Source organism: Candidatus Thiodiazotropha endoloripes, from assembly GCF_001708965.1.
Lineage (GTDB): Bacteria > Pseudomonadota > Gammaproteobacteria > Chromatiales > Chromatiaceae > Thiodiazotropha > Thiodiazotropha endoloripes.
In genome coordinates this window covers 1,855,324-1,869,516 of sequence record NZ_LVJW01000003.1, presented here as the reverse complement: position 1 = coordinate 1,869,516, position 14,193 = coordinate 1,855,324, and the positions used below count along the sequence as shown (strand labels likewise).

Genomic DNA, 14,193 nt, shown 5'->3' with positions numbered 1-14,193 from the left:
ACACCTTAATTGTCCATGCCCCGGGCTTCAAGTGTCACATCTCGTGATCCGGTTTTCTGCCAAATCGGGGGTGATTGTCAACCATTGATATAGCTTACCAACTGTTCAATCATGAACTGTTGTTCCTCGATGATCGCTTTTACCAGGTCGCCGATTGAGATGATGCCAACCAGCTTGTCATCTTTCATGACCGGCAGGTGACGAACCCGTTTTTCGGTCATGATGGCCATGCACTCCTCAATGCTCTGTTCCGGAGTAACCACCACGACCTGGCTGGTCATGATCTCTTTGACCTTGGTCTCTTTGGGAGTGCGACCTTTCATGATAATGCCTCGAGCATAATCACGCTCTGAAAAGAGTCCCGCAACTCTCTCTCCATCCATCACCAGCAGTGAGCCGATACCGTGATCAGCCATGATCTGAAGTGCCCGAATGACAGTCTCATTGGCATCGACGCTAAGAATATCGAATCCCTTGTTCTGTAACAGTTGATTCACGCTAGTCATTGACCTCTCCTTCAGAATTATTGTTATTTGCACGACATCTTCAGTCGTTGGTGAATAGTAATCGGCACCACTGCCGAGTTTAATTTGTAAGAATTTCTCTCAATAATAGAACAACATCAGGAGTTCGGCTCGGCTAAGGCAGATTTCCTCACGATAATCCCTGCAAGCAGACTGTACACCGGCAGATCTGGATCGTCTCTCGTTCGTCACCTGAGGGGCTATAGCATGTGTTTGCAGCGGGTAGTGGCAGTTGATAAAGGGGTAGCCTTTTTGACAAGCCACGTTTTGTGCCAGGTTATATTCAAAGTCGTGAACGATGTGATCACTCAGCCGGGCTATTAAGCGTGGTGTTCTGTAAAATAGTACTGATCAAATGCCCTAAATCGGGGTAGAATCGTGACCATGCAATATAAAACCATCGAAGACTTCATTGGCAATACCCCGCTGGTTCGCCTACAGCGTATTACTGTAGAGAACAGCAATACCATCTTAGTGAAACTGGAAGGGAATAACCCTGCCGGTTCGGTTAAAGACAGGCCGGCCCTGAGTATGATTCGCCTGGCTGAGGCGAGAGGCAGCATCAAACCCGGAAACACTCTGATTGAGGCCACCAGCGGCAATACAGGGATTGCACTGGCCATGGCAGCAGCGATCAAGGGATACCATATGATCCTGGTGATGCCCGAACACATGAGTCTTGAGCGCCGGGCTGTCATGAAGGCCTATGGTGCCGAGCTGATTTTGACCCCGAAAGAGGGCAGTATGGAAGCTGCAATCGATAAAGCGCGGGAGCTTGAAACTGCCGGCAAAGGGGTGATCCTGGATCAGTTCTCCAATCAGGACAATCCTCAGGCACATATTGAGGGTACCGGGCCCGAGATATGGCGGGATACGGATGGCAGAGTAACGCATTTTGTCAGTGCCATGGGCACAACCGGGACCATCATGGGAACATCAAGTTTCCTCAAATCGAAAAACCCTCAGATCGAGATTGTTGGGGTCCAGCCCATGGAAGGCGCCAGCATTCCGGGTATCCGTCGTTGGCCGGAAGAGTATCTGCCGAAGATCTATGATGCCAGCCGGGTTGACCGGATTATCGATATTTCCCAACAGGATGCTGAGCAGACCACCCGTGAATTAGCGGCAAAGGAGGGTATCTTTGCCGGTATCTCATCCGGTGGTGCGGTGGCAGCTGCGCTGAAGCTCTCACAAACTGTTGAAAATGCAGTGATCGTAGCGATTATTTGTGATCGCGGTGATCGATACCTGTCGACTGACGTATTCCCTGCGAACTGAGTAATGGCAAGAAAGCGTAGGCGTAAGCAGCTGCCGACTGAGCCGGTTGAAGCTCAAATCGAGTCCCTGACCCATGATGCCAAAGGGGTGACTCACATCGATGGCAAGGCCACTTTTGTGCATGGATCCTTACCGGGAGAAAGCGTCCGTTTTCTCTATACCGGTCGTTGGCGTAAATATGACGAAGGCCGGGTGGTAGAGGTCCTCAAACCCTCAGCGGAACGGGTTGAACCCAAATGCAGTCAGTTCGGGGTGTGCGGCGGTTGCAGTCTGCAACACCAGGACAGCAAGGCACAGGTGCAGGCCAAACAGCAGTCGATGCTGGAGAGCCTGCAGCACATCGGTAACGTGGAACCGGCACAGATACTGCCACCTCTGGTTGGTGAGACGGCCTGGGGTTATCGGCGCAAGGCCCGCTTGGGTGTTCGCTTTGTACCTAAAAAGGGGGGTACTCTGATCGGCTTCAGGGAGCGGGGTTCCTCATTCATCACCGACATCGATTGCTGTCACATTCTGCATCCACGGGTGGGTGAGTTGCTGCCTGAGATGAGTCGTCTGATTGACCAACTGTCGATCAGAGACCAGATCCCTCAGATCGAAATGGCTATGGGTGATGAGGTCTGTGTGTTGATCTTTCGACTGCTGGAACCGGCCAGTGATGAGGATTTGGCAAAGCTTCAGGCATTTGCCCCAGCTCATAAAATAACCATCTACCTCCAGGAAGGTGGACCAGAAACCATTCGTCCACTGCAGGGTGAAGGGGTAACACTCAGTTATCAACTGCCCGCATTCGATCTGACTCTGGATTTTCTGCCCAGTGACTTTACCCAGGTAAACAGTGATATCAATCGACAAATGATCCAGCGTGCTGTGGATCTTTTGCAACTGCAGGGGGATGACAGGGTATTGGATCTGTTTTGTGGATTGGGCAATTTTACCCTGCCCATGGCGCGCCATGCGGCACGGGTCACCGGTGTTGAAGGTGATGCCGGGCTGGTGGCGCGGGCCAGGGAAAATGCCAGCAGAAACCATCTCGACAATACCAGTTTCTATACCGCAAACCTCTATGAAACACTGGACAATGAGCCCTGGCTGCAGACCTCATTCAATAAAGCTCTGCTGGATCCACCCAGGAGCGGGGCACAGGAGGTACTGCATCATCTGCCTAAACTGGGTGTTGAGCGCATTGTCTATGTCTCGTGCTACCCTGGAACCCTGGCCAGGGATGCGGGTATTTTAGTAGCTGAACATGGCTACCGACTGATCAGTGCCGGAGTTATGGATATGTTTCCACATACCGCCCACGTGGAATCCATAGCACTCTTTGAAAAGGTTAAATAAATGGCTTTAGAAATAGAGCGTAAGTTTTTAGTTATAAACGATAAATGGAAAGATTCCGTGGTCAGTGAAGCGGTAATAAAGCAGGGCTATCTGGCAACCACGGATCACGCCACCGTACGTGTCAGGGTGGATGGCGATGAGGCCAATATCAACATCAAGGGGCGTACTGTCGGTATCAGTCGACGGGAGTATGAATACCCGATTCCACTCGAAGAGGCCGAGGAGCTCCTCGACCATCTGGTCAGCGGTGCGGCGATCGATAAGGTCCGATACAAGGTCCGCTGTGGTGATCATATCTGGGACCTAGATCTGTTTCATGGTGCCAATCAGGGGCTGGTGATGGCTGAGGTTGAGTTGAGCCGGGTGGATGAGAGGTTCGTCATGCCGGAATGGGCTGGTGAAGAGGTGTCCGGTGATACCCGCTATTACAATGCCAATCTGGTGAAACATCCATTTCGTGAATGGTGAACGGATGCCGAGGGGAGGCCTCCTGACAGCACTCCTGCTATCCTGTTTACTGATCACGGCATGTCAGGAGCAGGAGACGGAGTTGATCCGTATGGGGCTGGCGAATGCACCGCTGAATCTCGATCCCCGCTTTGCTACCGATGCAACATCCGAAAGGGTCAACCGACTGCTTTATCAGCGCCTGGTTGAGTTTGATCCCAACAGTATGCCGAAGCCCGGCATCGCAGACTGGAAAGCGATTACACCCGTCCACTACCGCTTTACCCTGAATGAGCATACAGGGGAGTTCAGCAACGGTGAAAAGCTCAATGCCCGGGATGTGGTTACAACCTATCGTCAGGTGCTCGATCCAGCCCTGGCGTCTCCCAAGCAGGCAAGTCTGCAACTGGTCGCATCGATGGAAGTGATTGATGAACAACGAGTCGATTTTCACCTGAAGCGTCCCGATCCACTTTTTCCCGCTTATCTGACCCTGGACATCCTTCCTGCAGAACTGATTGAGAAGGCTCACAATTTTGCCCGTGAGCCTGTTGGCAGCGGCGCTTTTGATTTGATCGAGTGGCCACAAGCCGGGGAGCTTCATCTGCAGAGGCGCTCTGATGGACAGGGTTTTCAACTCATTACAGTCAATAATCCAACGGTAAGAGCATTAAAGTTACTGAGAAATGAGATAGATCTGCTGCAAAATGATCTCTCTCCTGAACTGATCGGCTATCTGCGCCGTCAACCGGGGTTGAGGGTGGAGCAGCAGCCAGGCAGTAACTATACCTATATCGGTTTCAATCTACAGGACCCCCTGACAGGGAATCTGGAGATTCGACAGGCGATCGCTCACGCCATTGACCGGCAGGCGATTATCCAATCGGTGATGCAGGGGGCGGCGCGTCAGGCGGAGTCTCTGTTTCCACCTGAACATTGGGCCTCAGAGCAGTTGGCCGCCTATGAATACAATCCCGAAAAGGCCAGGAAACGGCTTGCTGCATTGGGTTATAACGAGTCGAATCCATTGAGACTGACCTATAAAACTTCCAGTGACCCATTTCGGATACGCCTCGCCACAGTGATCCAGAGTCAGTTGAAAGCGGTGGGGATCGATATCGATCTGCGCAGCTACGATTGGGGTACTTTCTTCGGTGATATCAAACAGGGTAACTTTCAGCTCTACAGTCTGAGCTGGGTGGGTATCAGGACACCTGACATCTATCGGGATATCTTTGCCAGCGATGCATTACCGCCAAGCGGGGCGAATCGTGGCCGTTATGCGAGCAACAGGGTCGATCATTTGCTCAACCTGGCGGAGCAGACGGACAACCTCTCTGCGCAGGCAGAGCTCTATCACCAGGTGGCTGCTGAACTGCACCGGGATCTACCCTATATTCCACTCTGGTATGAAGATCAATTGTCTGCCCAGGGAAGCCGGATCAAAGGCTATCAACTGATGTCAGATGGTAACTATGATGGTTTGGCGCAAGTAAAACTGAAGCGAGCTTTGGATGGAGACCATGTGCAATCGGCAACTGAGAATTGACCTTGCCAGGCAGCAGCTGAGCTGTCTGGAATCCGCTCAAGAGGTGGCCTGCTACCCGGTCTCCACCGGATTGAACGGCCCTGGTGAATCAACAGACAGTGGTTGTACCCCCCGAGGCAAGCATCGGGTTCGTATCAAGATCGGTGCTGGTTGTCCGCTAAACACCGTGTTTGTCGGTAGGCGTCCAACCGGAGAACGCTATAGCGAGTTGTTGGCGAAAAAGCAGCCGGATCGGGATTGGGTATTGACCCGCATCATCTGGTTATCAGGCATTGAATCCGGTTTCAACCGCGGTGGTCGGGTGGATACCCTGAGACGATACATCTACATCCATGGTACCCCGGATCTTGAGCCCATGGGGGTAGCGAGATCCCATGGCTGTATCCGAATGCACAATCGGGACCTTATCGAGCTGTTCGATTGGGTTGAGACAGGCATGTTGGTGGAGATCAGGGAGTGATGGGACGCTTTATGTTCTCCAGGGTGGTGACTGCGCTTGTCTCAATGTTCGGAGTTGCCTGCCTGGTCTTTCTGCTGATTCATCTGGTGCCTGGAGATCCTGTGGATGTGATGCTGGGGGAATCTGCACGACCTGCAGATCGGCAGGCATTACGTGCCAGTCTCGGTCTGGATCAGCCGATTGAGACTCAGTTGGTGAACTATTTCAGTGGCTTGGCTCAATTCGACTTTGGGCAATCCCTGCATAGCAAACGACCTGTCAGTGAGTTGCTGACAGAGCGCATCCCGGCCACCCTGGAACTGGCCTTTGCGGCGCTTTTTGTAGCCCTGCTGATAGCTGTTCCGCTAGGTATTCTGGCTGCTGTGGAGCGGGGTAAAGCCTGGGACTGGGGAGCGATGGGTTTTTCCATGCTCGGGGTCTCAATACCGAATTTCTGGTTAGGTCCGATGTTGATACTCTGTTTCTCGCTTTGGCTGGGATTGACCCCGGTCAGTGGGCGAGGGGGCTTCACCAGCCTGATCTTGCCGGCCGTGACCTTGGGCACAGGATTCGCCGCCATTCTTGCCCGTATGGTCCGGAGTAGCTTACTGGAAGTCCTGGGGGAAGATTTTGTCCGCACGGCGAGGGCAAAAGGGGTTGCTGAACTACAGGTGATCTGGCGTCACGCGATGCGTAATGCCTGGCTTCCGGTAGTCACCCTGCTCGGATTGCAGCTCGGTGCACTGCTGGGCGGCGCAGTTGTTACCGAGGTCGTGTTCGATTGGCCCGGTATTGGTTCACTGATGATCGAATCGATTCAAAAACGGGACTATCCCGTTGTGCAAGGATGCGTGCTCTTTATCAGCCTGATGTATGTGCTGGTCAATACACTGACCGATCTGGTGTATGGATTGGTCGATCCGCGTATTCGGCTGGATGGTTCAAAATGATCAGGTATTGGTTTCCACTTGGCATCCTTGCAATTTGGACTGTGGCGGCCATCACCGGAGGTTGGGTTGTGGATTCAGCCAACCAGATCGACCTGCAGCGAATTCTCATGCGACCGGGTGATCTGGGATTGATGGGTTATGACGACCTGGGGCGTCCGATTCTGCAACGCATCTGGGTCGGTGCCCAGGTATCCCTGTTGGTCTCATTTGGCGTGGTCTCACTCTCCCTGTTGATTGGTACAGCTGTTGGATTGATTGCGGGCTATCAGGGCGGCTGGCTGGATCTGATCCTGGTCAGGGTTATGGATGTGTTTCTGGCATTTCCCGGAATACTCCTGGCAATTGCACTGGCCGGTATCATGGGGCCAGGTGTGGATAATCTGATCATCGCACTCTCTGCCGTGGGTTGGGTGGGATTTGCCCGTTTGACCCGGGGGCAGGTACTGTCACTCAAACAGCGGGATCACGTTACCGCAGCGATTGCCCTTGGAACACCTCGTCATTTGATCCTGTTACGTCATCTGCTGCCCCTGTTGTCAGCTCCACTGATCGTAGAAGCGACCTTCGGGATGGCAGGCATGGTGATTGCCGAAGCTGGACTGTCCTTTCTGGGATTGGGTATTCAGCCACCAGATGCTTCTTGGGGGAGTCTGATCAGAGATGGGGCCAGCTATATGTTGATGGCACCCCATATGGTACTGGCGCCAGGGGTGGCGATTATGCTGGTGGTACTGTCCCTCAATATGCTCGGTGACCGGTTGAGGGACCGCTTGGACCACCGCTCTTCCTAGGGCCTGTTGACACTAATCCAATTCGCCTTACTGAACAAAAAATGTTGTGAAAAGCAGTGCCTCGACGGCATCATTGCCGGTTGCTTCATCAAGAATTTTTTTGACTTCGGTAAGCGCAGCTTTACGAAGTGCTTCTTTTCCGTCTGAGGATTTAAGGGTTTTTCCATCCTGTTCGGATAACAACATCAACAGTGCGTGACGTATCGCCGGCCCATGCAGAGTCAAGGATTCGAGAAAAGCCTCGTCTTTGGTCATCAGCTGAATGTCGCAACGGATGTATTTCCCTCCCTTCGCCAGATTGGCAACCAGTGAAGGCTTGATCTGATAGTAGCTGATTGTTGGTGGAGCCTTTTCTTCTTCATCCTCAGCCCAGACAAGTTGGCTTGGAATGAGCACTAGGAGACAGATAAAAAAGAGATTTCGCATGATTCAAACCCTGATTTTCACTTCATCTATGTTTGCGGCATACTGAGGTAAAAATTTATAGTATTAAGCAAGCTTAGTTGATTGATAGCCCCTCGCGGACAGTATTTAAACTCAATGATAATAAAACTACCAGGAAACAGCATTCGACACTGTATAAGGGTAATTTTGCACCCCTTTAAGGCCATCCTTAATGCCAATTTGAATCAGGGAGAAATGGCATGAGTCTTGGGCCGGTGATGATTGATCTGGAAGGGCTGGAGATGACCCCTGACGATCAGGAGTTGCTCAAGCACCCAGCGGTGGGTGGGGTTATCCTGTTCTCCCGGAACTATCAATCGATGGAGCAACTCAACCAGCTTTGTGCCGATATTCATGGTGTCAGAACTCCTCAACTGCTCATTGCTGTGGATCATGAGGGGGGACGGGTTCAGCGTTTCCGACAGGGTTTTTCAGAACTGCCACCTGCGGCCTGGTATGGGGAGCAGTATCGTAAACACCCGGAGCAGGGATTGAAGCTGACAGAACTTGGTGGCTGGTTGATGGCGTCAGAGCTCCGTGCCTGTGGTGTTGATTTCAGTTTTGCACCGGTGTTGGATCTTGGTCTGGGGATCAGTGAAGTGATCGGTGATCGTGCCTTTTCCGCTAACCCGGATGAGGTTACCCGCCTGGCACACGCATGGATGCAGGGCTGTCATGAAGCCGGTATGGCGGTGGTGGGTAAACACTTCCCCGGTCACGGTGGGGTGGCAGCTGATTCCCATCTGGCCCTACCGATTGATCAGCGGCGTTTCGAGGATCTGAAAATGGAGGATCTGCGGCCTTTTGAAAGTATGATCGAAGCCGGTATGGAAGCAATTATGCCAGCACATGTCATCTATCAGCATATTGACAAGGATCTGGCTGGTTTTTCAGGATTTTGGTTAAAGCAGGTACTCAGGCAGCAGCTGGGTTTTCAGGGAGTGATTTTCAGTGATGACCTGGATATGGCCGCAGCCAGTGAAGCCGGGAACTATGCTGATCGTGCCATGGTTGCACTTGAAGCGGGATGTGACATGATCCTGGTCTGTAACAATCGACCTGCCGCAATACAGGTGTTGGAAAGCTTGAAATCCTATAACGATCCGGCTGCCCATGTCCGCCTGGTAAGGATGCATGGCAGGAAGCAGCGCTCTCTTCAGCAGATTCACCTGGACAGCCGCTGGAAACAGGCCGTCAATCAACTCTCCGTAATCCCTCAGGAAACTCCACTAAATCTGGGACTCGACCATGATGATTAGTGCACAACAGGCCGCTGAAGTATTGGCCACAGCAGATTTGATCTATGACAATCAACAGATTTCACAAGCCCTGGATCAAATGGCGCTGGAGATCAGTGACCGGCTCGCGAACAGGGATCCGCTGGTGTTATGTGTAATGAACGGTGCTTTGATACCGGCTGGACAACTTCTTACCAGGCTGAATTTTCCACTGCGTCATGACTATATCCATGCAACCCGCTATCGGGGGGGGACATCAGGCTCTGAACTGGAGTGGAAAGGGCATCCCAGTGCCTCACTGAGCGGAGAGACGATCCTTATCATTGATGACATCCTGGATCATGGCATTACCTTGGCAGCGATTGTTGAAGCTTGTCAGGAGGCGGGTGCAGAGGAAGTATTGAGTGCGGTTCTGGTGGAAAAGAGACATGACCGGGGTATCGGATTCAAAGCGGATTTTATTGGATTGCAGGTGGAGGACCGCTACGTTTTCGGCTATGGAATGGACTACAAGGGTTATCACAGAAACGCTCCTGCCATCTACGCAATCCCGGAGAGTTAGTAATTTCCCTTATATTGAATAATGCTATACAAGGGTAAACCCTGTCTCGATTTCCTAGAAAAATAGTAGAGATATTAAGCACCTATTGCTATTTACCTACAAATAGTACAAGCTTGTACCATCATGGCGGAACCCGGCTTCAGACTGGGGAGCCCTGACAAATTCAATTGAGTTCGCGTCTCTCCGGCTGACAGTCGGAGTTTGCACCGTTAAAGGAGGGTATAGTGTGAGCACATTGGAAAGTATGAAAGGTAGCCACACTGATATGCAGCAGATTATCAGTGATCTAAGAGCTATGATGACCAGGGAGCAGTTGAGCATAAGGCCAAACGCAATGACAACTCACAAGATGATTTGCGATCTGGCGGAGATGATGAAGGGTCATATGTCAGACCAGGACCGGGGTGTCTATCCTGACCTGCTGACACATCAAGATCCGAAATTGAAATCCATGGCCTGGGGATTTCTGAATGGGCAAAAACCCATAAGAAAACAGTTTGAGCGATATCATAATAAATGGTTGAAGAACTGCGACTTCAACTTCTCAGATGAGTTTATCGCTGAAACATTTGAGATCTTTGACATGATTGAAGATCGAATTCAGCGCGAAGAGACGATCCTGATACCAACGTTAGAAAAGTCAGGGGTATTTGCCCAGGCTGTATAAAATCAGGATCATTGGAGGAGAAGTGTCGGGGGGTAGTAGTTTGACCCCCTGTTTTTTTGCCTGGAAGAAAGTCCATTCCCTGCCAAGCCGCGCAGATCAATCGATTCAGCCAACCACTTTTATCATCTGCTTTTCTTCTAACTTTCAATTAGATACCTATTTCATGCCTCAATCCGCCTGAGCCACAGGTGATTGTCGAACTTGCTGCGAGGAAATTGCGACAAATCGTAGCATCATGGGTAAAGAGTCTCTAAGATAGCGCTCAGATTTTTTCACATTCGAATTTTCATCAACTCAGGCAAATTTATCAGGAGGTTCATTGTGGGCGTACTTGTTGGACGGGAGGCACCGGATTTTACTGCAGCAGCGGTGCTTGGTGATGGCACGATCGTTGATGATTTCAATTTCAGTAAGACGATCAAAAACAGATATGCAGTATTGTTTTTCTATCCTCTCGACTTCACTTTTGTCTGTCCCTCGGAACTGATCGCATTTGATCATCGTCTGGAGGAGTTTAAAAAACGTCAAGTCGAAGTGGTGGGGTGTTCCATCGACTCGCACTACACCCACAATGCCTGGCGCAATACACCGGTCAACGATGGCGGCATCGGCCAGGTAGGCTATCCTCTGGTGGCTGATATGAATCATGCCATCTGTAAAGCCTATGATGTGGAAACAGCTGATGGCAATGTGGCGTTTCGCGGCTCCTTCCTGATCGATAAATCCGGTATTGTCCGCCATCAGGTCGTCAATGATCTGCCTCTGGGCAGAAATATCGATGAAATGATACGCATGGTCGATGCACTTCAGTTCAATGAGGAGCATGGTGAAGTCTGCCCGGCCGGCTGGAAGGATGGTGATGCAGGGATGAAAGATACTCCCGAAGGTGTGGCAAACTACCTGGCGGACCACAGTGAAAGCCTCTGAGTAGGATTCACTCTGTTGTGGCCGGTGTCGATGCCGGCCACAATAGGGTATGGATCATCGAACAATAAAAGACCAAACTAAGAATGACTAAACTGGCCATCATCGGCGGTACCGGGCTGAATAAAATTCCGGACCTTGAAATCACTCACCGGGAAGTCTGTCATACGCCTTTTGGTGAGCCTTCCGCAGCGCTTACCCACGGCAGAATTGCCGGAAGTGATGTTGTATTCCTGCCCAGGCATGGGGCAACGCATACCATCCCGCCACATCGGGTCAACTACCGGGCAAACCTATGGGCTTTACACCATATCGGTGTGGACAGTGTGATTGGTGTGGCCGCCGTGGGGGGCATCACATCGGAAATGGCCCCGGGCAGGATTGTCATTCCTGATCAGATTATCGATTACACTTTTGGCCGCGACCACACGATTTATGAGAAGGATCTGCAGCACGTCACCCATATCGACTTTACCTACCCCTATTGTCAACAATTGCGGCAACGCCTGATCGATGCTGCCAACAGCAGCGGTGTAGGTTGTGTTGACGCAGGAACCTATGGGGCAACCCAGGGACCGCGTCTGGAGACCGCCGCAGAGGTCACTCGGATGGAACGGGATGGTTGTGATATCGTAGGCATGACAGGAATGCCGGAAGCTGCCTTGGCCAGGGAGTTTGAGCTCTGTTATGCCTCCTGTGCCGTCGTGGCTAACTGGGGGGCTGGTATGCAGGAGGCAACAATCAGTATGAAGGATATCGAAAAAAATCTGATTCTTGGGATGGAGCACGTGAGAAAGTTACTGACGATACTGCTTAGGGAGACTGTCTAAGCCGGATCCAGAGACTGACATAAGATGACGATCAGACGTAATAATATTTTAATAACAATATGTTATAGATCATTACTACTTTTGATTCTCATGAATAGTCGTAACCTGTATGGCGGAGCTTTCGAGCTTGGCATGACATCTTTGAATGATGGTGATTTCGCAGAAGCATTCTGTCTCTGGCGGCCATTGGCAATGCAGGGTCATGTGGAGGCTGCCTACCATCTGGGCTGGCTCTATGCCAATGGTAACGGTCTCAGGGTTGATATCGACAAGGCGGTCTACTGGTGGAAGCGATCTGCCGCCCAGGGACACAACGAAGCCATGTTTGCCCTGGCATTGGCCTACACCAATGGAGAAGGCATCAAAAAGAACAGCCAAGAGGCGTTCAAATGGTATCGTGCTGCGGCCGAAAGGGGGCATGGAGATGCTCGCGAGATCATAAAATCCAAGCTTCTGAAACCTGAAAAAGTACTGATAAATCAACTCAAAGCAGTACTGCAGTCAGATTGGCTCAGTGAGCGGAGAGTGGTTGAGGCTGATGTTGTCAATCTGCGTGCCGGCCCGGGAACAGAGCATCCGGTGGTAAAACGGGTCGAGGCGGGGGCCAGACTATTTATCATCGATCGCAAGGGAAAATGGTTGCTTGCTCTCGATCCGGACGATCTGAGTCAGGCCTGGATTGCAGACTGGTTGACAATGGTCAGTGAATAGAGATTTTGATCGTATCAAACCGGTGGTAAATGAGTGGCATTAAGGGCATGCTTGATGCCCCTAACATTTTGATTATTATAGAGTCAGCCTTGAAACAAGCTGCTGCGGGCATATTCCAACGTCGATTGGATGCCTTACTGCAGGCAGGCTGACAACAGCTGAAAGCAAACTGTTTGGTCGCCGGGTTAAAATTATCGATTCAATCAGTTTACAGGTACAATGTTGCGGTAATTATGTACGTCGTTAAAGGGGAGTGAAGATGGCTGATGAGACTAACAGCGCTGATGAAAGCGTAGAAAAACAACCTCAAAAGACAGAAACAACAGTCAAAAAGAAAGCTGCGAAAAAGAAAGCTGCCAAGAAAAAGGTAGCCAAAAAGAAAGCAACAGCAAAGAAAAAAGCCACTGCCAAGAAGAAAGTCTCAGCCAAAAAGACAGAGAGTAGTAAAGCTGCCAGCGCGAAAATCGCAACTGCTTCACAGAGTGACAAGCCGGAAGCCGGCGCTGAAACGAAAGCCGCCAGCGCGAAAACCGCAACCGCCTCACAGAGTGACGAGCCGAAAGCCGACACTGAAGTGAAAGCAGCAACACCGACAACCGTGGCTGCGGCAGGGGCTCAAGCCTCCACTTCAACCGCAGCCGCTGAGAGCAATAAGACACCATCATCAAATGTGGTCGTACAGAAACAAATAGAAGATAAAGATAAAACTTCGGAGGAGACACCCATGTCGACACAAACAAAAAGCTCAGGTGGCTTTTGGATAAAAATCATTTTCTGGCTGGTTATCATCATTCTTGGATTCATGTATATCCGTTCACTGGCGAAAAACCCGGTTGACGAGTCTACAGGCGAAGTCTCAGATTCTGCTCAGGTTGAGGTCACAGCCTCGGAATCAGATGCTCCATCCTCAACTGATCAGGCTACCGCCTCATCCGCACCGGCTGCGGCAGCCACCGAGGTTGCCTCAGACAGTAGTCAGCAAGCGAGTGTGGCTGAAAATGAGAGTGGACAGAACGAGGAGTCGTCAGCAGCAGGTGCCTCTGACGGAGCTTCCGGTAATCTGGTCTCAGGATCGAGCATGTCACCAGAGGTCAAGGTGTTAAGCGAACCAGCAGCAGCTGCATCTGGCGAGGCGGATCAGTCATCTACCGAGACAGTGGCAGCGGCACAACCAACTGAACAGGAAACGGCTTCTGCTCAAGAAGATCAGCAGAGTGTCCATGATATGCACACAGAGTCTGTGACAAAAATCCTCAAAGAGTTCGATGAGTTGAGAGATGCGGCACAAGCAGAGATGGAAGCCATGCAGAACAGAATGCAGGCCGAGAGAGAGCTGCACGAAGCCATGATGCCACCACCACCACGTATGTACCGTAATCCTAATCCAGGTTACGGCCCCTACGGTCCTGGTCCAGGTCCTGGACCATATCAAGGCTACTACAACTACAGATAATTTCTGAAAGCATAAAAAAACGGGCTAACAGCCCGTTTCTTTATT

Annotated in this window: 16 protein-coding genes; 14 read left to right on the top strand and 2 right to left on the bottom strand. The window is 51.2% G+C overall.

Features of this window, described 5'->3' with window-relative positions; translation table 11 throughout:
• Positions 1-77 precede the first annotated feature (77 nt).
• Positions 78-506, bottom strand: coding sequence for a CBS domain-containing protein (locus A3193_RS08350; RefSeq protein WP_069005907.1), 429 nt, complete (start codon positions 504-506; stop codon positions 78-80).
• Between the two features lie 402 nt (positions 507-908).
• Here A3193_RS08350 and cysM point away from each other — a divergent pair, with 402 nt between their 5' ends.
• The 7 genes from cysM to A3193_RS08315 all read left to right on the top strand — a co-directional run bounded on the left by cysM (position 909) and on the right by A3193_RS08315 (position 7,319).
• Entirely contained in the window at positions 909-1,802 is an 894-nt protein-coding gene (gene cysM, locus A3193_RS08345) for a cysteine synthase CysM (RefSeq protein WP_069014512.1), read from the top strand.
• Between the two features lie 3 nt (positions 1,803-1,805).
• Positions 1,806-3,143, top strand: a complete 1,338-nt coding sequence (rlmD, locus tag A3193_RS08340) for a 23S rRNA (uracil(1939)-C(5))-methyltransferase RlmD (RefSeq protein WP_069014511.1) — start codon at positions 1,806-1,808, stop codon at positions 3,141-3,143.
• Complete coding sequence (locus A3193_RS08335; RefSeq protein ID WP_069014510.1) at positions 3,144-3,611, top strand: CYTH domain-containing protein; 468 nt, start codon at positions 3,144-3,146, stop codon at positions 3,609-3,611.
• Positions 3,601-5,139, top strand: a complete 1,539-nt coding sequence (locus A3193_RS08330; RefSeq protein WP_235614928.1) for an ABC transporter substrate-binding protein — start codon at positions 3,601-3,603, stop codon at positions 5,137-5,139. The genes A3193_RS08335 and A3193_RS08330 overlap by 11 nt, the downstream gene beginning before the upstream one ends.
• Positions 5,114-5,599, top strand: coding sequence for a L,D-transpeptidase (locus A3193_RS08325; protein ID WP_069014509.1), 486 nt, complete (start codon positions 5,114-5,116; stop codon positions 5,597-5,599). Before A3193_RS08330 ends, A3193_RS08325 begins: the two co-directional genes overlap by 26 nt.
• Positions 5,599-6,528, top strand: a complete 930-nt coding sequence (gene nikB / locus A3193_RS08320) for a nickel ABC transporter permease (RefSeq protein WP_069014508.1) — start codon at positions 5,599-5,601, stop codon at positions 6,526-6,528. The genes A3193_RS08325 and nikB overlap by 1 nt, the downstream gene beginning before the upstream one ends.
• A 68-nt stretch (positions 6,529-6,596) precedes the next feature.
• On the top strand, positions 6,597-7,319 hold the full coding sequence (locus A3193_RS08315; RefSeq protein WP_320408988.1) for an ABC transporter permease: 723 nt from the start codon (positions 6,597-6,599) through the stop codon (positions 7,317-7,319).
• A 27-nt stretch (positions 7,320-7,346) separates the two neighbouring features.
• Here A3193_RS08315 and A3193_RS08310 read toward each other — a convergent pair whose 3' ends face one another.
• On the bottom strand, positions 7,347-7,745 hold the full coding sequence (locus tag A3193_RS08310) for a flagellar basal body-associated FliL family protein (RefSeq protein ID WP_069005900.1): 399 nt from the start codon (positions 7,743-7,745) through the stop codon (positions 7,347-7,349).
• A 218-nt stretch (positions 7,746-7,963) separates the two neighbouring features.
• On the opposite strand from A3193_RS08310, the gene nagZ reads away from it, so the two are divergent.
• The 7 genes from nagZ (at position 7,964) to A3193_RS08275 (ending at position 14,148) form a co-directional block, all read left to right on the top strand.
• Positions 7,964-9,022: a beta-N-acetylhexosaminidase gene (gene nagZ / locus A3193_RS08305; RefSeq protein ID WP_069014507.1), complete on the top strand. Its 1,059-nt coding sequence runs from the start codon at positions 7,964-7,966 to the stop codon at positions 9,020-9,022.
• Complete coding sequence (locus A3193_RS08300; protein ID WP_069005898.1) at positions 9,012-9,563, top strand: hypoxanthine-guanine phosphoribosyltransferase; 552 nt, start codon at positions 9,012-9,014, stop codon at positions 9,561-9,563. Before nagZ ends, A3193_RS08300 begins: the two co-directional genes overlap by 11 nt.
• Positions 9,564-9,807: 244 nt before the next feature.
• Positions 9,808-10,230, top strand: coding sequence for a hemerythrin domain-containing protein (locus A3193_RS08295; RefSeq protein ID WP_139117051.1), 423 nt, complete (start codon positions 9,808-9,810; stop codon positions 10,228-10,230).
• 321 nt (positions 10,231-10,551) lie between these two features.
• Positions 10,552-11,157, top strand: a complete 606-nt coding sequence (locus A3193_RS08290) for a peroxiredoxin (RefSeq protein ID WP_069005896.1) — start codon at positions 10,552-10,554, stop codon at positions 11,155-11,157.
• A gap of 83 nt (positions 11,158-11,240) precedes the next feature.
• The gene (locus A3193_RS08285; RefSeq protein WP_069014506.1) at positions 11,241-11,984 is read left to right on the top strand and encodes an S-methyl-5'-thioinosine phosphorylase; all 744 of its coding nucleotides are present in this window, start codon (positions 11,241-11,243) and stop codon (positions 11,982-11,984) included.
• A gap of 90 nt (positions 11,985-12,074) precedes the next feature.
• Positions 12,075-12,695: an SH3 domain-containing protein gene (locus A3193_RS08280; RefSeq protein WP_069005894.1), complete on the top strand. Its 621-nt coding sequence runs from the start codon at positions 12,075-12,077 to the stop codon at positions 12,693-12,695.
• A gap of 259 nt (positions 12,696-12,954) precedes the next feature.
• Positions 12,955-14,148, top strand: a complete 1,194-nt coding sequence (locus A3193_RS08275; protein WP_069014505.1) for a prolipoprotein diacylglyceryl transferase — start codon at positions 12,955-12,957, stop codon at positions 14,146-14,148.
• Positions 14,149-14,193 lie beyond the last annotated feature (45 nt).